General features: G+C 37.1%; 17 protein-coding genes. All 17 read left to right on the top strand.

What is annotated here, in order from left to right; translation table 11 throughout:
* Positions 1–5 precede the first annotated feature (5 nt).
* Positions 6–767: a flagellar biosynthetic protein FliR gene (fliR, locus tag JOC59_RS07130; RefSeq protein WP_205144111.1), complete on the top strand. Its 762-nt coding sequence runs from the start codon at positions 6–8 to the stop codon at positions 765–767.
* Positions 768–770: 3 nt separating this feature from the next.
* Positions 771–1,838 (top strand): flagellar biosynthesis protein FlhB, encoded by a 1,068-nt coding sequence (gene flhB / locus JOC59_RS07135; protein WP_205144112.1) that lies wholly within the window; start codon positions 771–773, stop codon positions 1,836–1,838.
* A gap of 37 nt (positions 1,839–1,875) precedes the next feature.
* Positions 1,876–3,948 (top strand): flagellar biosynthesis protein FlhA, encoded by a 2,073-nt coding sequence (flhA, locus tag JOC59_RS07140; RefSeq protein ID WP_205144113.1) that lies wholly within the window; start codon positions 1,876–1,878, stop codon positions 3,946–3,948.
* A gap of 33 nt (positions 3,949–3,981) precedes the next feature.
* Positions 3,982–4,698: a sigma-70 family RNA polymerase sigma factor gene (locus tag JOC59_RS07145; protein ID WP_205144114.1), complete on the top strand. Its 717-nt coding sequence runs from the start codon at positions 3,982–3,984 to the stop codon at positions 4,696–4,698.
* A complete protein-coding gene (locus tag JOC59_RS07150) occupies positions 4,695–5,405 on the top strand; it encodes a flagellar hook-basal body protein (RefSeq protein ID WP_205144115.1) in 711 nt (236 codons plus the stop codon). Before JOC59_RS07145 ends, JOC59_RS07150 begins: the two co-directional genes overlap by 4 nt.
* A gap of 15 nt (positions 5,406–5,420) precedes the next feature.
* Entirely contained in the window at positions 5,421–6,200 is a 780-nt protein-coding gene (locus JOC59_RS07155) for a flagellar hook-basal body protein (protein WP_205144116.1), read from the top strand.
* 138 nt (positions 6,201–6,338) lie between these two features.
* Positions 6,339–7,607: a methyl-accepting chemotaxis protein gene (locus JOC59_RS07160; RefSeq protein WP_205144117.1), complete on the top strand. Its 1,269-nt coding sequence runs from the start codon at positions 6,339–6,341 to the stop codon at positions 7,605–7,607.
* 16 nt (positions 7,608–7,623) lie between these two features.
* Complete coding sequence (locus tag JOC59_RS07165) at positions 7,624–8,112, top strand: chemotaxis protein CheW (protein ID WP_205144118.1); 489 nt, start codon at positions 7,624–7,626, stop codon at positions 8,110–8,112.
* Positions 8,102–8,596 (top strand): chemotaxis protein CheD, encoded by a 495-nt coding sequence (locus tag JOC59_RS07170; RefSeq protein ID WP_205144119.1) that lies wholly within the window; start codon positions 8,102–8,104, stop codon positions 8,594–8,596. The genes JOC59_RS07165 and JOC59_RS07170 overlap by 11 nt, the downstream gene beginning before the upstream one ends.
* A 9-nt stretch (positions 8,597–8,605) precedes the next feature.
* Positions 8,606–9,643, top strand: coding sequence for a chemotaxis-specific protein-glutamate methyltransferase CheB (gene cheB / locus JOC59_RS07175; RefSeq protein WP_205144120.1), 1,038 nt, complete (start codon positions 8,606–8,608; stop codon positions 9,641–9,643).
* Positions 9,644–9,647: 4 nt separating this feature from the next.
* Positions 9,648–10,421 carry a CheR family methyltransferase gene (locus JOC59_RS07180; protein WP_205144121.1) on the top strand — a complete coding sequence of 258 codons (774 nt, stop codon included), beginning with the start codon at positions 9,648–9,650 and terminating at the stop codon, positions 10,419–10,421.
* A 23-nt stretch (positions 10,422–10,444) separates the two neighbouring features.
* A complete protein-coding gene (locus tag JOC59_RS07185) occupies positions 10,445–12,550 on the top strand; it encodes a chemotaxis protein CheA (protein WP_205144122.1) in 2,106 nt (701 codons plus the stop codon).
* Positions 12,550–13,137 carry a chemotaxis protein CheC gene (locus tag JOC59_RS07190; protein ID WP_205144123.1) on the top strand — a complete coding sequence of 196 codons (588 nt, stop codon included), beginning with the start codon at positions 12,550–12,552 and terminating at the stop codon, positions 13,135–13,137. The genes JOC59_RS07185 and JOC59_RS07190 overlap by 1 nt, the downstream gene beginning before the upstream one ends.
* A gap of 11 nt (positions 13,138–13,148) precedes the next feature.
* Positions 13,149–13,511 carry a response regulator gene (locus tag JOC59_RS07195; RefSeq protein ID WP_205144124.1) on the top strand — a complete coding sequence of 121 codons (363 nt, stop codon included), beginning with the start codon at positions 13,149–13,151 and terminating at the stop codon, positions 13,509–13,511.
* A 21-nt stretch (positions 13,512–13,532) separates the two neighbouring features.
* Positions 13,533–13,925, top strand: coding sequence for a chemotaxis protein CheW (locus JOC59_RS07200; protein WP_205144125.1), 393 nt, complete (start codon positions 13,533–13,535; stop codon positions 13,923–13,925).
* Positions 13,926–13,940: 15 nt separating this feature from the next.
* Positions 13,941–14,951, top strand: a complete 1,011-nt coding sequence (gene fliM / locus JOC59_RS07205; RefSeq protein WP_205144126.1) for a flagellar motor switch protein FliM — start codon at positions 13,941–13,943, stop codon at positions 14,949–14,951.
* The gene (gene fliY, locus JOC59_RS07210; RefSeq protein WP_205144127.1) at positions 14,944–16,107 is read left to right on the top strand and encodes a flagellar motor switch phosphatase FliY; all 1,164 of its coding nucleotides are present in this window, start codon (positions 14,944–14,946) and stop codon (positions 16,105–16,107) included. The genes fliM and fliY overlap by 8 nt, the downstream gene beginning before the upstream one ends.
* The last annotated feature ends 205 nt before the right edge of the window (positions 16,108–16,312 follow it).

Consider the following 16,312-nt stretch of genomic DNA (forward strand, 5'->3'; position numbering starts at 1 on the left):
AGGCGATGGTGCAAATAGAGGTTATCGCATTAGTATTATGTCGGGTGCTAGCTTTCATTTCGTTAGGTCCGTTATTTTCTCAACGCGATTTTCCCAATAGTGCTAAGTTAATTCTTGGTGTGAGCCTGGCGATGATTGCCTTTCCAACGGCCCAGGCCACATATGTAAGTACAACGACACCGATTATCTTTGCATTATTGGTAATTAAAGAAGTTTTATTTGGTTTTACGATGGGATATTTGAGTCAGTTAGTGTTTAATGCAGTGATGATTGCTGGTCAAATTGTTGATTTTCAAGTTGGCTTTACGATTGCCCAAGCTTATGACACAACTATGCAGGTTCAAACCTCACAATATGGCAAAGTTTATTATTGGCTAGCAATTAGTATGTTTTTTATGCTTAATTTACATCAACAACTTATTCGAGGCGTGTTAGTATCATTCCAAATTATTCCCCTAGGTACGGCACACTTTACGGGTAGTACAATTGATGGCATCACAAAAATGATCGTAAAAACGATTGAAATGGGGCTAGACTTAGCGGCTCCGTTGGTTGTTGCGCTAATCGCCATTGATATTATTTTAGGAGTTATATCACGCTCAATTCCGCAAATTAATGTACTAATGATGAGTTTACCGTTTAAAACCGGTGTTAGTTTTATCATATTCTTCATTTTACTATCAAACGTATTGAGTTTTTTGGCTAATTATTTGCCAACATCAATTACACAGTTGATGGAATTTATTAGATCAGTAGGAAATACATAGTTTATGGCAGATAAATCAGGAAAAACGGAAGCACCTACGCCCAAACGTTTACGTGATGCCCGCAAACGGGGTGAAGTAACCAAAAGTCAAGAACTAAATATTGCCATCTCATTGTTAGCATTTGGCTTTTTATTTTTACCAAGTTGGGAGTTTGTTATTGCTAAAATGGCCCCTTATATGGTTGCCATGCTGGAGCATTTAGGGAAAGGAACGCAACTACAGAGTGATTTAGCTAAAATTTTACTGCAAGCAATTGGTATGTTTTTTTTAGTAGGGGCGCCTTTTATGGTAATCGCCATTGCGATGGGATTCGTTAGTAACTTAATTCAAGTAGGGCTGTTGTTTACCTTTCAACCAATTAAACCTAAGTTTAGTAAGTTAAATCCACTAGCAGGATTTAAACAAATGTTTGGTGGGCGTTCATTAATGAACTTGTTTAAAACTTTATTGAAGTTAATAATTGTCGCTTACCTGTGTTATCGCAAGATAATTACTGTGCTACCAACGATTATTAACTTGAGTACCGTTGGTACAGCAAAAATTTTATTGTTTGTTTTACAGTTTGCGAGGAGTGTGACCATTGAAATTGCCGTTGTTTTACTAATAATTGGTTTAATTGATTATCTTTATCAGCGTTACACCTTTCGTAAGAATCTCCGGATGAGTAAAGAAGAGGTTAAAGAAGAGTTTAAGCAGATGGAAGGAGATCCAAAAATCAAGGCGCAACGGCGCGCTAAGTATCAAGCAATGGTGCGCAATGCAGTAGCTAATGTACAAAAATCAACGGTTGTTATTACTAATCCAACTCACTATGCATTAGCCATTCGATACGATAGTGATGAGGATGAAGTACCCAAATTGTTGGCTAAGGGGATGGACAATCTAGCTCAAAAAATGAAAGCAGAAGCGCAAAAATATGATATTCCGATGATTGAAAACCGGCCACTAGCCCATGCTTTATATGATCGGGTCGAACCGGGAGAGTATATTCCAACCGATTTGTATGAAGCAGTAGCGGAGATTATTGCGTTAGTTTATCAATTAGACATCCAAAAAGCGGATAAAATTTAAAAAATTAGTGAAAAGAAAGTAAAAATAGAGGTTAAATATGCAAAAAGCAACGCCTAAAAAGAAAAGATTTAATAACGCTGATATTGTCATGGCGTTTTTAGTACTAGGAATTTTAGGATTAATTATTATTCCGTTGCCAACGGCAATTTTAGATATTTTGATTGTCGTCAATTTAACCGTGGCAATGAACATTTTACTAATAACCTTGTTTACTAAGTCAGTGTTGGAATTTACCACCTTTCCGACGGTTATTTTATTGGCAACGATGTTTAAATTAGGACTAAATATGGCATCAACGCGGTTAATCTTAACTGATGGAAATGCCGGGAAAGTGATTGATGCCTTTGCGAATGTTGTTGCCGGTAATAACTATCTTGTCGGCATTATTCTATTCGTTATTATAATGATTGTGCAACTGGTCGTGGTAACAAATGGATCAGGCCGTGTATCAGAGGTTTCAGCGCGGTTTACATTAGATGCGATGCCCGGTAAGCAGATGGCTATCGACTCAGATTTAAATTCGGGTTTAATTACGGAAGATATTGCCCGCCAACGACGGAAAGATTTACAACGCGAAGCTGATTTTTATGGCTCAATGGATGGGGCTAGTAAATTCGTTAAAGGGGATGCCATTGCCTCAATTTTAGTTACACTAATTAATCTAATTGGGGGGGCATTAATTTTTTCAATGCAAGGGTCAATGTCAATTACCGAGGCCCTAACCCAATTTGGTAAATTATCGATTGGGGATGGCTTGGTTAGTGCGGTCCCTTCCCTTTTAATATCGGTAGCATCCGGAATTATTGTAACGCGATCAAATAATGATAGTTCATTTGGTTTGGATATCAAAGAAGATGCTTTACGGAATCCTAATCTATTTAGAATTGTGGGAGCAATTTTAATTTTCTTAGGTATTATGCCTGGTTTTCCAACCATTGTCTTTATTGGCTTAGGCCTTGCCTTATTTATTGCCAGTAATTTTATTACGCAAAAAGAAGCAAAAGTGAAGCTCGTCAAAGAACAAGAAGCACAAACGTTAGCTTTGCAACGAAAAAAAGAGGCGCAAACAGAAGATGAGTCGGTGGCATCCTTTCAAGTGGAACCCATTGCGATTGAAATTGGCTACGGGCTAATCCCAGTTGTTGATAGTTCAGTTGATAATAGTTTAATGAGTCGTATTATTGCGATTCGGAAGCAAACAGCTCGTGAATTAGGTATTTTAATTAGTCCCGTTAGAATTCGAGATAATTTGTATTTAAATGCGAATGACTATTCAATTAAAATTCGGGGTAATGAAGTTGGTCATGGGGATATTTACGCTGATAAATATATGATTATCAGTCCGGATGAACAACCCTTTCCCTTTCAAGGGATTCCTACAAAAGAACCGGCCTTTAATTTAGAAGCTATGTGGATTGACGAAAAGGATAAAGAAGCGGCTGATTTGCAAGGCTTTACGATTATTGAACCATTGACAGTTATTGCTACTCATTTAAAAGAAATAATTTATGATCATGCTCCCGAACTACTTGGGCGGCAGGAAGTCAAAAAATTACTGGAAGGCATTAAAGAACAAAATAACGTTGTGATTGACGAATTAATTCCCGAGATTATGCGTCTTGGAGAAGTACAAAAAATTCTGCAAAATTTACTTGATGAAAAAATTCCAATTAATGATTTAGCAACGATCTTAGAAACATTGGCTGATTATGGCTTAGTTACTAAGGATACCGAAGTACTAACTGAATATGTCCGGCAAGCATTAAAACGGACAATTGCTAATAAATACGCAGATGATCAAGAAAAATTACATGTAGTAACTTTACATCCAAAACTTGAAGAATTAGTGCAACAGAGTATACAAAAAACACCCACGGGCTCGTATCCAGTCTTAAAACCCGAATCAGTGAATCGAATTTTAGAAGCACTCGGTAATTTACAACGACAAATGATGCTGCAAGACACTAATATGGTAGTGTTGACATCACCCAAGGTGCGCTTAGCCTTTAGAAAGCTGATTTCATTTAACTTTCCAGACATTGCGGTCATTTCGCTAAATGAAGTGCCAAACGAGATTGCCATCGAAGCAGTTGGTAATTTAAATATTTAAGTCAACGATAGGTAGCATTTAGGAGGTGTGGGCATGTATGAGTTAAACCTAGAGGATAAAATTATAAAATATTTACCACTAGTTGAACGGGTGGCACGAAGAATATCGGTTAAGAGTACAGAATATGAATATGATGATTTATATAATATTGGTGTGATTGGTTTAATGGATGCTTTACAAAAATTTGATGAAACCAAAAAGGTACCATTTGAAGGTTATGCAACGATTCGCATTAAAGGGGCCATTATTGATGAAGTACGGAAGCATTCACGCATTTCACGAACACGTATGGCAATGGTTAATGAGTACTATCGTGCGAAACAAGAGTTGGAAAATCATTTAAAGCGGGATGCTAGTGACCTTGAAATCAGTAAAAAAATGGGTATTACGTTAAAACAATTAGCTGAAATCTATGATTGTATGCAGTTTTTAGCAAATGTTTCGCTTGAAGGAACTTTGTTTGGGAAAACGCAGTATGACGAAGGTAGTCCGTTGAGTGAGACCATTGAAGATACGCAAAACCTTAATGGTGAACAACTATTGATGATTGATGTGCAAAAGACATTATTGGAGCAAGCAATTCAAAAATTATCAAAACGCGAGCAACTAATTTTAAGTCTGTATTATAAAGAAGAAGTAACGTTAAAAGAGATTGCTACCATTTTAGATATCTCTATTGCGCGGGTGTCGCAACTGCATGGTCGCTCAATTGCAAAATTAAAACAGTTGATTAGTGAGGAAAGACAATGATTAGGGGCTTTGATACATTAAATCGTAACATTGATATTTTACAAAAACGCCAAGAAAATATTAGTGCTAATATGGCAAACGTTAATACGAATGGCTATTTAGATAAGGAATTATTTCAATCAACACTTAAAAGCGTTGGTCTTCATAATTATCAAGCAGGGGCTAATGCCAATCAACGCCATAATATCGGCCAATTTATCTTTGGTAATCAAATTGATGGTAGCTATATTAATATGGCAGCAGGGCCATTAAAAGAAACTGATCAAACCAATGATTTTGCGACCAATGGCACAGGCTTTTTTACAGTGAGAATGGCAAATGGTCAGTTAGGCTATACCCGAAACGGACAGTTTACGGTTAATGATAATAATCAATATGTAACGCAAGATGGTTATCAGGTTTTAAATCAAAATAACCAGCCGGTCCAAGCAACCAAACAGGTCCCAAAGTTTAAAATAGTTAATTTAGCTAATCCGACGACGTTAACCAGTCAAGGAAATACATATTATACGAGTACCACGGCACCAACAACGATTAATAATGCCCAAATAACACGTGGCTTTGTTATGCAATCAAATGTTTCAGTAGCAGATGAAATGGTGGCGTTGATGCAGACTGGCCGTGAGTATGAGGCTAACCAAAAAGTACTAAGTGCAACTAATGAAACCGTCAATAAAGCAGTTAATCAGTTAGGGACAGTGCAGTAGGAGTAGAAATAAAAAATGAATATGAATAGTTTGTTAGATATTAGTCGATCTGGGTTAAATGGCTTTCAACGGAAAATGGATACAATTGGGAATAATATTGCCAACGTTAATACAACTGGGTTTAAAGCACGGGATTTAAATTTTGAAGAATTACTAAATAACCAAACGACAACTAATGAAGTTGGGTTAAGTAAACAAGCCCGTAAAACCGGAATTAACATGGGTGTGGGCACCCAACAAGCTAATATTAATTTACAACAAGGTGCTTTAGCAGATGCACCAGCAGATACTGACTTAGCAATTCAAGGAAGTGGTTTTTTTGGTGTTAGAGTCGGTAATCAATTATTGTTGACGCGTGACGGGTCATTTAAACGCGATGCGACTGGGAATTTGGTTACGGAAAATGGGGCAACCGTTGCGATGACCAAAAACCTACCTACGAATAAGTGGCCCAATGGTAAGTTACAAATTGCCCAAGACGGTAAGGTTTCCATTATTAACAATCAAGATAAGGTTATTCAAGTTGGGCGAATTAATCTATATAACGTTACTAAACCAACTCAGTTATCTGCCGTTGGTCAAAATTTATATACGACGGACGCCACAAATATCCAGCAAACTGCCGCTGGCGGTGCCAATGGCCTTATTTTACAAAACAAGTTAGAAAACTCAACGGTTAGTTTAGCTAATGAAATGACCGATATGATGATTACCCAACGAGCATATGCGCTAAATACGCGTGTGGCCCAGGCCAGTGATACGATGCTTAATATTACGAATCAATTTAATGATTAGTAATATATACAAGCATTTGATGTAAATAACTTAATTTTAGCGCTAAAATACCGATTTATTATATAACGATTTTGTTTAATTACCGCAACAAATCGAAATATATTAACCTGCTTAATTAAGCAGAAAGGATAAATAATCATGATTAAAGGTTTTTTGCAAAAGTTCATGGCCTATTTGCGTGTTAGTTTTCCATTCCTTATTATTACATTGCTCACAATGCTTGGTTGCTATTTCTTCGTAGTAAATCAAAATGGGCAACATGGTTTCTGGATATACACAATTATCGTTTTACTGATTCAAATCGTCTTGGTGGGGGTATTTTATAAACAACGACCAACTAGTACCAAGGCTAGTCCATTTGTTGGCACGCTAGCCAAGGTTAAACAAGGTGATTTAACGGCCCTTAATCCGTATAAACAAGATCAAGTAGCACCAGAAGAGGCCGATATAATTGCAATTGTTAATTTATTTCAGGCGATTATTATGAGCACCCAAAGTGAGTTAGCAAGTATGCATAATGTGGTTACAACATTGCAAAAAATTAGTAAGGCTTCAAATGAGGCGATTACGGATGCTCAAAGTAGTGTTGAAAGTATTTCAGATGCCACTAATAGTCAGGATCTCCAATCACAACAAACAGTTACTGATATGGATAACTTAGCTAATAATATTGAAACAATGCACCAAGAAGCGACGACGATGCATGAATATGCGCAAAAAACGCAAGCCCACAATGCAGAAAACACACAATTAATGAGTCTTGTTAATGAAACTTGGCATAAAGATCAAGCACAACAACAACAAATTGTGAACGATATGAATGATATGAATCAAGATATTCAAAGTATTGGCCATATTGTCAAGCTTATTAATGACATATCTGAGCAAACTAATTTATTAGCTTTGAATGCATCAATTGAAGCGGCGCGTGCTGGTGAAGCGGGGAAAGGATTTGCCATTGTGGCGGAAGAGGTGCGTGATTTAGCCGAACAAAGTGGTAAGTCAACTAAAAACATCACTGAAATTATGGATGCAATTCAACAAAAATCGCAAAATATGTCAGCAATGATAAATTCTTCCTACAAAGCTAGTCAAGAACAAACGAAAACGGTTAGTCAAGCGATTGTATCGGCTGATAATATTTCCAATAATATTAAAGCCTTAGTGGCAAGCATAACTAATATTCAAGCACAAATTGATCAAGTGGTAGCGGAAAAAGATTTAGTAAATAGTGCGATTATTGCCATTTCACAAACAACTAGTCAAACGGCAAATAGTACGCAAAATGTAGTTAAAACGTTGAATGAATTTTATGAATTTGTGGCAAACTTAGAACATAATACCCAAGAAATCGCTAATGTAACTGATAGCTTGCAGTTTCAGGTAGCTAATTTTAAAGTTCATTAGAAAGGAGTGGTTAATCATGGGACAATACGTACTTTTTAAAAGCCATAGTCAATTATTTGCGATGCCAATTAATGTAGTTAAACGCGTCTTAGAAGTTGATAGCTTTATTACGATTCCTGAAGTAGCTGATTATATTTTAGGTGTTTATGAGTTTGAAGACCATATGGTGCCAATTATTGACTTACGGCAAAAACTATTTGGCGAAGCGACCGTTGATACAACTGAAACTAAAGTGATTCTATGTTCATGGAAGGATCAGCTTTTAGGTGTTTTTGTTGAAAATATTTTAGGAATATCTGAATTAGAGGAAACTAATTACGAACAACAATTGGCAAAAGCTAACCTAAAACGGGGTTATATTGGTTCATTCCTGAAGTATGAACAAGAAGTTGTAATTTCTTTGGAATTAGAATATTTGTTCAATAATGCAGAAGAGGAAGAACTGTTAGGGAACATGGACGGTTTAGATTCAGCTCTAGCAGGCAAGCATAGTGATGATCAATGACGAAGTGAGAGTTAAAATTGCCGATTATAAAATAACACAGGCCCCTAATAAATTAATTACCGTTGGGTTGGGTTCATGTATTGGCACGCTAGTATATGATGAACGAACAAAAATTGCTGGTCTTAGTCATATCATGCTCCCTGATAGTACCGCTTTTACTAATCAAACGACACTAAACATTGCTAAATTTGCTGATTCGGCTTTACCAAAAATGGTTGCCGAGTTAAAAAAGCAAGCCCCCAATGGGCACTTTAAAGCCAAAATTGTTGGTGGAGCTAATATGTTTAATTTTCAAAGCCAAGCGAACAGTTTAAATATCGGGCAACGAAACATTACAGCCGTTGAAGCAGTGTTAAAAAACTTGCGGATACCAGTAATTGCCAAACATGTTGGGGGTAATAGCGGTCGTACAATGATTGTTGATTTAGCGGCTGATTTTGATACGACGGTCCGCATCGTACATCACGATGTTGTGCATATATAAGGGGGAATAATGATAAAAATCCTAATTGTTGATGATTCAGCATTTATGCGTAAAGTTTTGAGTGATTTATTAGCTCAAGTGCCTGATGTGACGGTCAGTGGTACGGCTCGGAATGGTAAAAATGCAATTGAAATGTTAAATAAAACGTTAGTGGATTTAGTGGTCATGGATGTTGAAATGCCAGTTATGGACGGTTTGAGTGCGTTAAAAATTATCAAACAAACTTTTAATATTCCAGTTATTATGCTGAGTGCCTTGAGTAATCAAGAAATTACGATTGAAGCTTTAGCAGCGGGTGCCTTAGATTTCATTGAGAAACCAACTAATTTACGGGCAATCGAAACCGAGTGGGTTAGTGATTTTTATGAAAAGATAAAAAGCGTGCAACCAAGTGGACTAACTGAGACGACAAAGATAACAGCGCCCATTTCTAAAAACAATCAGCCAACACCGCGGTTATTAGAACCAATGAGTGCGGTACAGTTACGCATGAATACCCAAGCGGTAGTGATTGGGGCATCAACCGGTGGGCCCAAAGCCTTACTTAGTGTTATTCAGCAATTACCAAACCACCTAAGCAAACCAATTTTTATTGTCCAACATATGCCAAAAGGCTTTACAAAACACTTTGCGGAAAGAATGAACCAAGAAGCGGCCGTAACAGTTGTTGAAGCCACTGACGGGATGTTAATTCAAAATCGAGTATATCTGTGTCCGGGTGATTATCACATGACTTTAGACCGTGGTCGGATTATGTTAAATCAAGCCCCTAAATTACACGGGACCAGGCCAGCTGTCGATTATCTTTTCAAGTCAGCAGCCAGTTTATATCAAGCCAAACTAACCGCGGTGTTATTAACCGGTATGGGTAAAGATGGGGCTGATGGTATGGTGACAGTGCATCACCATGGTGGTTATAACATAGCCCAAAATAAGGAGACATGTACAGTCTATGGGATGCCGCGTAGCGCTGTGGAAAAAAATGTTGTCAATGAAATATTACCACTAGCAATGATTGGTACGAAAATAAGTCAGATTGTAGGATGAATAAATGAATTTAAATTTTGATTTTTTTAATCCATGGGTAGCAAAAAATTTAGGAATTCGTTTGGATGCATATAAGCAACGCCAAATGCAACGCCGGATTCAAAACTTAGTAGCAACTACTAAGGCTAAAACACTGGAAGAATATGCTGATTTACTAGTGCATGATGATGAACAACGGGCAGCCTTTATAGAACACTTAACGATTAATGTGACTGATTTTTATCGGAATAAAGAGTTATTTGATTCATTGGAGGAACACTTAGTCAAAACCATTATGCCTCAGTTTAAACGTATTAAAATTTGGAGTGCAGCCTGTTCAATTGGGTCTGAACCGTATACCCTAGCTATGATTTTAGATAAAAAAAAGATTGCTAACGCTCAAATTGTTGCAACTGATATTGATCAAGCAATCTTAGCAACGGCGCGGCAAGGCCTATATCGCCACCAAGATTTACGAAACTTATCAGCCAATGAACTTAATCAGTATTTCACTAAAGTTGGTGATATGTATCAGGTGGATTCCAGTTTGAAGAGCAAAATTACTTTTAAACAACATGATTTACTAAGTGATCCGTATGAAAAAAAATGTCAGGTGATTGTTTGTCGTAATGTCACAATTTACTTTACACCAATAACCCGAGATGAAGTTTATCAAAAATTAAGTGCGGCATTAGAGGTTGGGGGAATTTTGTTTACGGGTGCGACCGAGACAATTAATAATCCCGAGCAGTTTGGGCTAACTAAAATTGATGCCTTTATATATCAAAAGAAGAAATAGGACAATGAAAGGAGTAATTACGGATGGATGATAATAGTGCGTACCTCAGTTTGTTTTTTGAAGAAAGTGATGATAATCTCCAATTATTGAATGATAATATTTTAGAGTTGGAAAATGAACCTGATAATATGGACTTAGTTAATGAAATCTTTCGGGCAGCCCATACCCTAAAAGGAATGTCAGCCACGATGGGTTATGATGTCATGACTAAGTTAACGCATAAAATGGAAAATGTATTTGATTTATTTAAGTCAGGTAAACTAAAAGTAAACAGTGATTATATTTCATTAATTTTTCGCTGTCTAGATCGCTTATCACAGTTGGTAGAAGATTTGCGAGAAGAAAAAGACTTAACGATGGATCAAATCGATGATTTGTTAGCTGAGCTAGATCAAGTAGAAACTAGTGTGACTGGAGCTACTAAGGTCGTTGCCCCAAGTACTTCGACCCCCGATAGTGCGCTACAAGCGACCTTTGCTAACCTAGAAAACGCTGATATTGAAGTCGCTCGACAAGCAATGGGGGATGGCTATAATGCCTTTAGTATTGCCATTAGAATTGATAAAGACTCCGTGTTAAAAGGACCACGTGTATTTTTGATTATGGAAAAGCTTGAACAAGAAGGGGATGTCTTACACGTTGAACCGGATACACAAGAGCTTGAAGATGGAAATTTTGAGACGGACTTTGCGTTAGTTTATTTAACCAAAGATGATTTAGCAGAAGTTCAAAATAATATTGATAGCAATAGTGAAATTGATCAAGTTATCATTCAAGAATTTGACCCAGATCACCCACCGGTTAGCCAGGCCGTAAAAGACCAAGTCACCGCTAGCCAAGCAACAACGCCAAAGTCAGTTACGACAGATACGCCAAATACCACACCTAGTGCAACACCTAGTGAGGCAACTGCCAAGCCGGTTACAAAAGTTGAACCGCCAAAAGAGGAACATCATAATAATGTTCCGCATCAAAATGCGCGTAATCAATCAATTCGTGTCGATTTAAATCGCTTGGACTTATTTTTAAACATTGTTTCGGAACTAGTTGTTTATCGTAACCAATTAGAAGATGCTAGTGCGCGCAATAATAATGATGATATTCGCGATTCACTCGAACAAGTATCACGCTTAACATCTGAGTTACAAGATTTAGTTTTAAAGATCCGGATGCAACAAGTTAGTGTCGTTTTCAACCGTTTTCCTCGGATGGTGCGTGATTTATCACGCGAATTGGGTAAAGAAATCGATTTAGAAGTGATTGGGGAAGAAACGGAATTAGACAAAACCGTTGTTTCAGAATTGAGTGAACCATTAATTCATTTATTTAGAAATTCGATTGATCATGGGGTTGAAATGCCTGCTGATCGTGAAGCTAAAGGCAAATCACGCGTAGGTAAAATCATTTTGTCAGCTACCCAAGAAGGAAATAAGGTGCTGATTACGGTTAAAGACGATGGTAAGGGGATTGATGCCAAGGTAATAAAAGCCAGTGCTGAACGTAAAGGGATTAGCACTGACGGGATGACTGATGATGAAATTAAGAATTTAGTTTTCCATCCCGGCTTTTCAACAGCCAAAGAAGTGACGAATATTTCCGGGCGTGGGGTTGGTTTAGATGCGGTAGTCGCTAAAATCAACGAACTTGGTGGTTCATTTGAAATGAAGAGTGAGCTAAATATCGGGACCACCTTCATTATCAAATTACCATTGACATTATCGATTATTCAAGCCTTAATGGTTAAAATTGGAACGGAAAGTTTTGCCATGCCATTGGATATCGTTGAACGAGTAGTCATGATTAAAAAAGATGAAATTTTAACGACTGGGACTAGAGAGGTTTACGCATTCCAAAATAGTTTGATTCCCATAATTAAAACGGATCGCCTATTGGCAATGGATGAAAGTGATCAAGCAACCCGGTTTGCGATTATTGTCAATATTGATCAAAAGTACTACGGGATTCTCGCCGATCAATTAATTGGGCAACAAGAAATTGTGATTAAAAAAATTGATCCGATGTTGCAAAAATTAAATAAATATCAAGGCGCAACGATTCTAGGTAACGGATCAATTGCTTTGATTTTAGACGTCAATGCCATTTGTAATGAAGCAAAAGGGAGCCGATAATGACCTATTCAGCGCTACAACTTGATGGTTTAAAAGAGATTATGAATATTGGTGGTGGTCATGCCGCCACAAGTATTTCCCAATTAGTGAATAAACCAATTAATATGCATGTGCCAGAAATAAAGATTCTGACGTATCAAGCGTTGTACCAACAAATAATTAGCGATGATACTGAAGTTTATGCCACGTTTAGTCAAGTGATTGGTGATTTACCAGGAGCATTTTTATTCGTTCTTGGTGATCAAGCGGCAAATCAATTAAGTACCTTAATGCTTGGTGATAGTGAATTATTGCCAGAGTTAAAAAGGTCGGCATTGAATGAATTAACTAACATTATTACTAATTCATTTTTAAATGCGATTGCAAACTTAGTTAATAAACAACTGATTGCTTCATTACCCCAAGTTCAATATGATTTCTTTGGGGCCGTGATTAGTAGTACCTATATGGCGCTCGATCAGTATGATGACCAAATTATGGTGATCCGTAATGAATTTATTTATGAAGAGGCGCGACTCGATGCGTCGTTATTTTTCATTCCGCAAGTCGGAGTATTAGAACAGATGTTGGATGCGTTAGGAATTTAAGGAGGAAGATGATGCCTAAGAAAGTTTTGATTGTAGATGATGCCGTGTTTATGCGGATGAAGTTAAAGAATATTTTGGAAACTAATGATTATGAGGTGGCCGGTGAAGCACAAAATGGTCAAGAAGCGTTTGAATTATATCAAAGTACCAAGCCTGATTTGGTTACAATGGATATTACGATGCCAGAGGTAGATGGTCTCGACGCACTGAAGATGATTCGTGAATTTGACCCAAATGCTAAGGTGGTTATGTGTAGTGCGATGGGACAACAAGGAATGGTCATGGATGCGATTCGGTCAGGAGCCGTTGACTTTATTGTTAAACCCTTTGACACTGATCGGGTAATTAAAGCTTTAGACAAGGCATTATCATAAAAAGCAGGAGATGTTACCAATATGCAAATGATTCTATTTACGATGAATCAGCAAAAATATTTAATTTCGGCTGATTCAGTAGAAGAAGTAGTTGATACAATGGCGATAACGCCAGTACCATTAGCACCCAAGTGGGTTAAAGGTTTAATTAATTTGCGTGGGACAGTCATGACAGTAATTGGTTTAGCTGAATTAATCAATGTACCGAGTGCGGCAGATAATAAAAACATCTTGATTATGAAACAAGGTGAGGACCGTAAGGGATTATTGATTGAGGAAGTTATCGAAGTAGTTGACATTAATAAAGAAGATATTCAGTTAGCTAATGCTGAAGATGCTGATTACTACGATGGTGTTGTGGCATTTTCTGCGATTGTAGCGAACATTGTTAATGTTAACCATTTAATTTTTTAGTAATGGGGGCAAAGTGTGGATCAAGTATTATCACAACAGGAGATTGATAAGTTATTAAATGCCATGAATAATGGTGAAATTGATCAGGAAGATATTCAAGAAGTAACTGATACTTCAAAAGTACGTGACTATGATTTTAGACGGCCAACTAAGCTTTCTAAAGAGTATACAAATACCTTGCATATGCTTTTTGAGGATTTTGCCAAGGTGAGTGGTAATATTTTATCAACTCAATTAAGAACAAATGTCAATATGCAGCTTGCTTCAATTGAACAGATTAGTTATGACGAATTTACCCACTCAATTCCACGAGTTACCCTATTAGGGTTGATGCACTCAAATCCATTAAAGGGGACTCAAATGATTGAAATGAATCCTCAACTATGTAATTTATTAATTGATTTAATGTGTGGTGGATTAGAGGTACGTAGTAAAGGGATTACTACGACAGTGGCGGATAAAGAGTCATTTACTGAAATTGAATTATCAATTTTAGAAGAAGTTATGCAAGGGTTTAGAGAAAATTTTCAAAATATTTGGCAAGATATTGTCGAATTAGACACTGTTTTTGATGGGGTAGATACTAATCCACAGTTGCTACAAAATATGTCGCCAAATGAACCAGTGATTTTAATTACCATCACAGTGAAAATATTTGATCTAACTTCGTTTATCAATATTTGTATTCCATATGTTTTCTTCGAAGGTATCGCTGATAAATTAAGTTTTAGGAGTTGGTTTGATTCAAGTGAAGATGTTGATGAAAATGCAACCCAGGAATTAAAACGAAATTTAAATGGTGTTGACTTAACCCTAGAAGCAATCTTAGGTGAAGCAGAAATGGATGTCGCTGATTTCTTAGAATTAGAAGTTGGGGATGTCATTAAACTTGATCGAAAAACGACAGCAACGCTAGATACGTACATTGAAGGTCGGGCGTACTATCAAGTAAAACCAGGTATACAAAACGGCCAGTTTGCGGTTGAATTATTGGAAAAATCAGAAGGGGACAAAGTGAATGAGTGATAGCTTATCGCAAGAAGAAATTGATGCGTTGATGAATGGTGATGCTAGCACGCCAACACCGGCTAGTGCAGCACCTACACAAGCAGTAGCACCAACATCAACTAAAACTTCAGCAATAAATGAACTAGATGAACAAGTACTATTTGATATAATTGGTGAAGTTGGGAACATTTCAATGTCCCAAGCAGCCACAACTTTATCATCAATTTTAAATCGGCGTGTAACCATTACCACACCAAAGGTTTCAAAAGTTAAATTTGCTGATTTACTTGATGGCATGGAAACGCCTAAGGTTGCCACTACTGTTGAGTTTAAAGAAGGTCTTTTGGGCTCTAACTTAATGGTCCTTGATGTTAAAGATGCTAACATTATTGCTAATTTAATGATGGGTGGCGAAGGGGTACCCCAAAGTGAAGAATTTACAGAAATTGAATTAAGCGCGGTTGCTGAAGCCATGAATCAAATGATTGGCTCAGCCTCAACATCAATGTCAACAATGATTAATCGGAAAGTTGATATTTTACCACCCACTGTACGGTTATGGAAAGAACCAGTTAGTGTCGAGTACACCAAAATTGATAGTGAAGAACAGATTTTTAAAATTTCATTTTCACTAACGGTTGAAGGATTAATCGAAAGTGAAATTATGCAAATTTTTTCATTGGATATGGTGGATGAAATTGCTGACGCAATGTTGTCGGATAAAGCAACAGTTGTTGAAACACGTGAAGAACCACGTGAAGAACCAATATCAAATGCACCAGCACCAAGTATTCAAGCTAGTGCAAGTACCACGTCAGTTGAGCCACAAAAAGTTCAAGCACAAGCTAAACAGCCGGCGCAAGAGGTTAATAAACCCCAGTTTCCGACCTTGGAAGATAACGGGCGTGGTGATGGTGATAATTTAGAATTAATTTTGGATGTTCCCTTAAACCTTAGTGTTGTTTTAGGAAGAAGTCAAAAGAAGATTCGTGATATTTTATCACTTAGCACAGGTTCAGTAGTAGAACTCGATAAATTAACAGATGAACCATTAGAAATTCAATTAAATGGTAAATTAATTGCCACTGGTGAAGTGGTAGTCATTAACGAAAACTTTGGGGTGCGGATTACAAGTATTCTATCACCTAACCAAAGAATTCGCCATATGGACTAAGTTTAATATTATATAAGCATACAACTTTAAGCACTACTACGTTTAGTGTCGGGGGACAATGAGCGTAGCAATACCCAACTAACTTTTTAAGCTAGTTGGGTATTTTTTTGACGGCGAATTTTATAATCAAGTTAGCCACTTTAGAAAAATGACAAAATAAAAACACCAAGACTTAAAAATCAGGTATCATTGGAGTTCTCACACA

Source organism: Periweissella beninensis (assembly GCF_016908275.1).
GTDB lineage: Bacteria > Bacillota > Bacilli > Lactobacillales > Lactobacillaceae > Periweissella > Periweissella beninensis.

Coding starts and splice junctions, on each gene's coding strand:
- fliR (WP_205144111.1), top strand. CDS start 6: ATGGTGCAAATAGAGGTTATCGCATTAGTATTATGTCGGGTGCTAGCT.
- flhB (WP_205144112.1), top strand. CDS start 771: ATGGCAGATAAATCAGGAAAAACGGAAGCACCTACGCCCAAACGTTTA.
- flhA (WP_205144113.1), top strand. CDS start 1,876: ATGCAAAAAGCAACGCCTAAAAAGAAAAGATTTAATAACGCTGATATT.
- JOC59_RS07145 (WP_205144114.1), top strand. CDS start 3,982: ATGTATGAGTTAAACCTAGAGGATAAAATTATAAAATATTTACCACTA.
- JOC59_RS07150 (WP_205144115.1), top strand. CDS start 4,695: ATGATTAGGGGCTTTGATACATTAAATCGTAACATTGATATTTTACAA.
- JOC59_RS07155 (WP_205144116.1), top strand. CDS start 5,421: ATGAATATGAATAGTTTGTTAGATATTAGTCGATCTGGGTTAAATGGC.
- JOC59_RS07160 (WP_205144117.1), top strand. CDS start 6,339: ATGATTAAAGGTTTTTTGCAAAAGTTCATGGCCTATTTGCGTGTTAGT.
- JOC59_RS07165 (WP_205144118.1), top strand. CDS start 7,624: ATGGGACAATACGTACTTTTTAAAAGCCATAGTCAATTATTTGCGATG.
- JOC59_RS07170 (WP_205144119.1), top strand. CDS start 8,102: ATGATCAATGACGAAGTGAGAGTTAAAATTGCCGATTATAAAATAACA.
- cheB (WP_205144120.1), top strand. CDS start 8,606: ATGATAAAAATCCTAATTGTTGATGATTCAGCATTTATGCGTAAAGTT.
- JOC59_RS07180 (WP_205144121.1), top strand. CDS start 9,648: ATGAATTTAAATTTTGATTTTTTTAATCCATGGGTAGCAAAAAATTTA.
- JOC59_RS07185 (WP_205144122.1), top strand. CDS start 10,445: ATGGATGATAATAGTGCGTACCTCAGTTTGTTTTTTGAAGAAAGTGAT.
- JOC59_RS07190 (WP_205144123.1), top strand. CDS start 12,550: ATGACCTATTCAGCGCTACAACTTGATGGTTTAAAAGAGATTATGAAT.
- JOC59_RS07195 (WP_205144124.1), top strand. CDS start 13,149: ATGCCTAAGAAAGTTTTGATTGTAGATGATGCCGTGTTTATGCGGATG.
- JOC59_RS07200 (WP_205144125.1), top strand. CDS start 13,533: ATGCAAATGATTCTATTTACGATGAATCAGCAAAAATATTTAATTTCG.
- fliY (WP_205144127.1), top strand. CDS start 14,944: ATGAGTGATAGCTTATCGCAAGAAGAAATTGATGCGTTGATGAATGGT.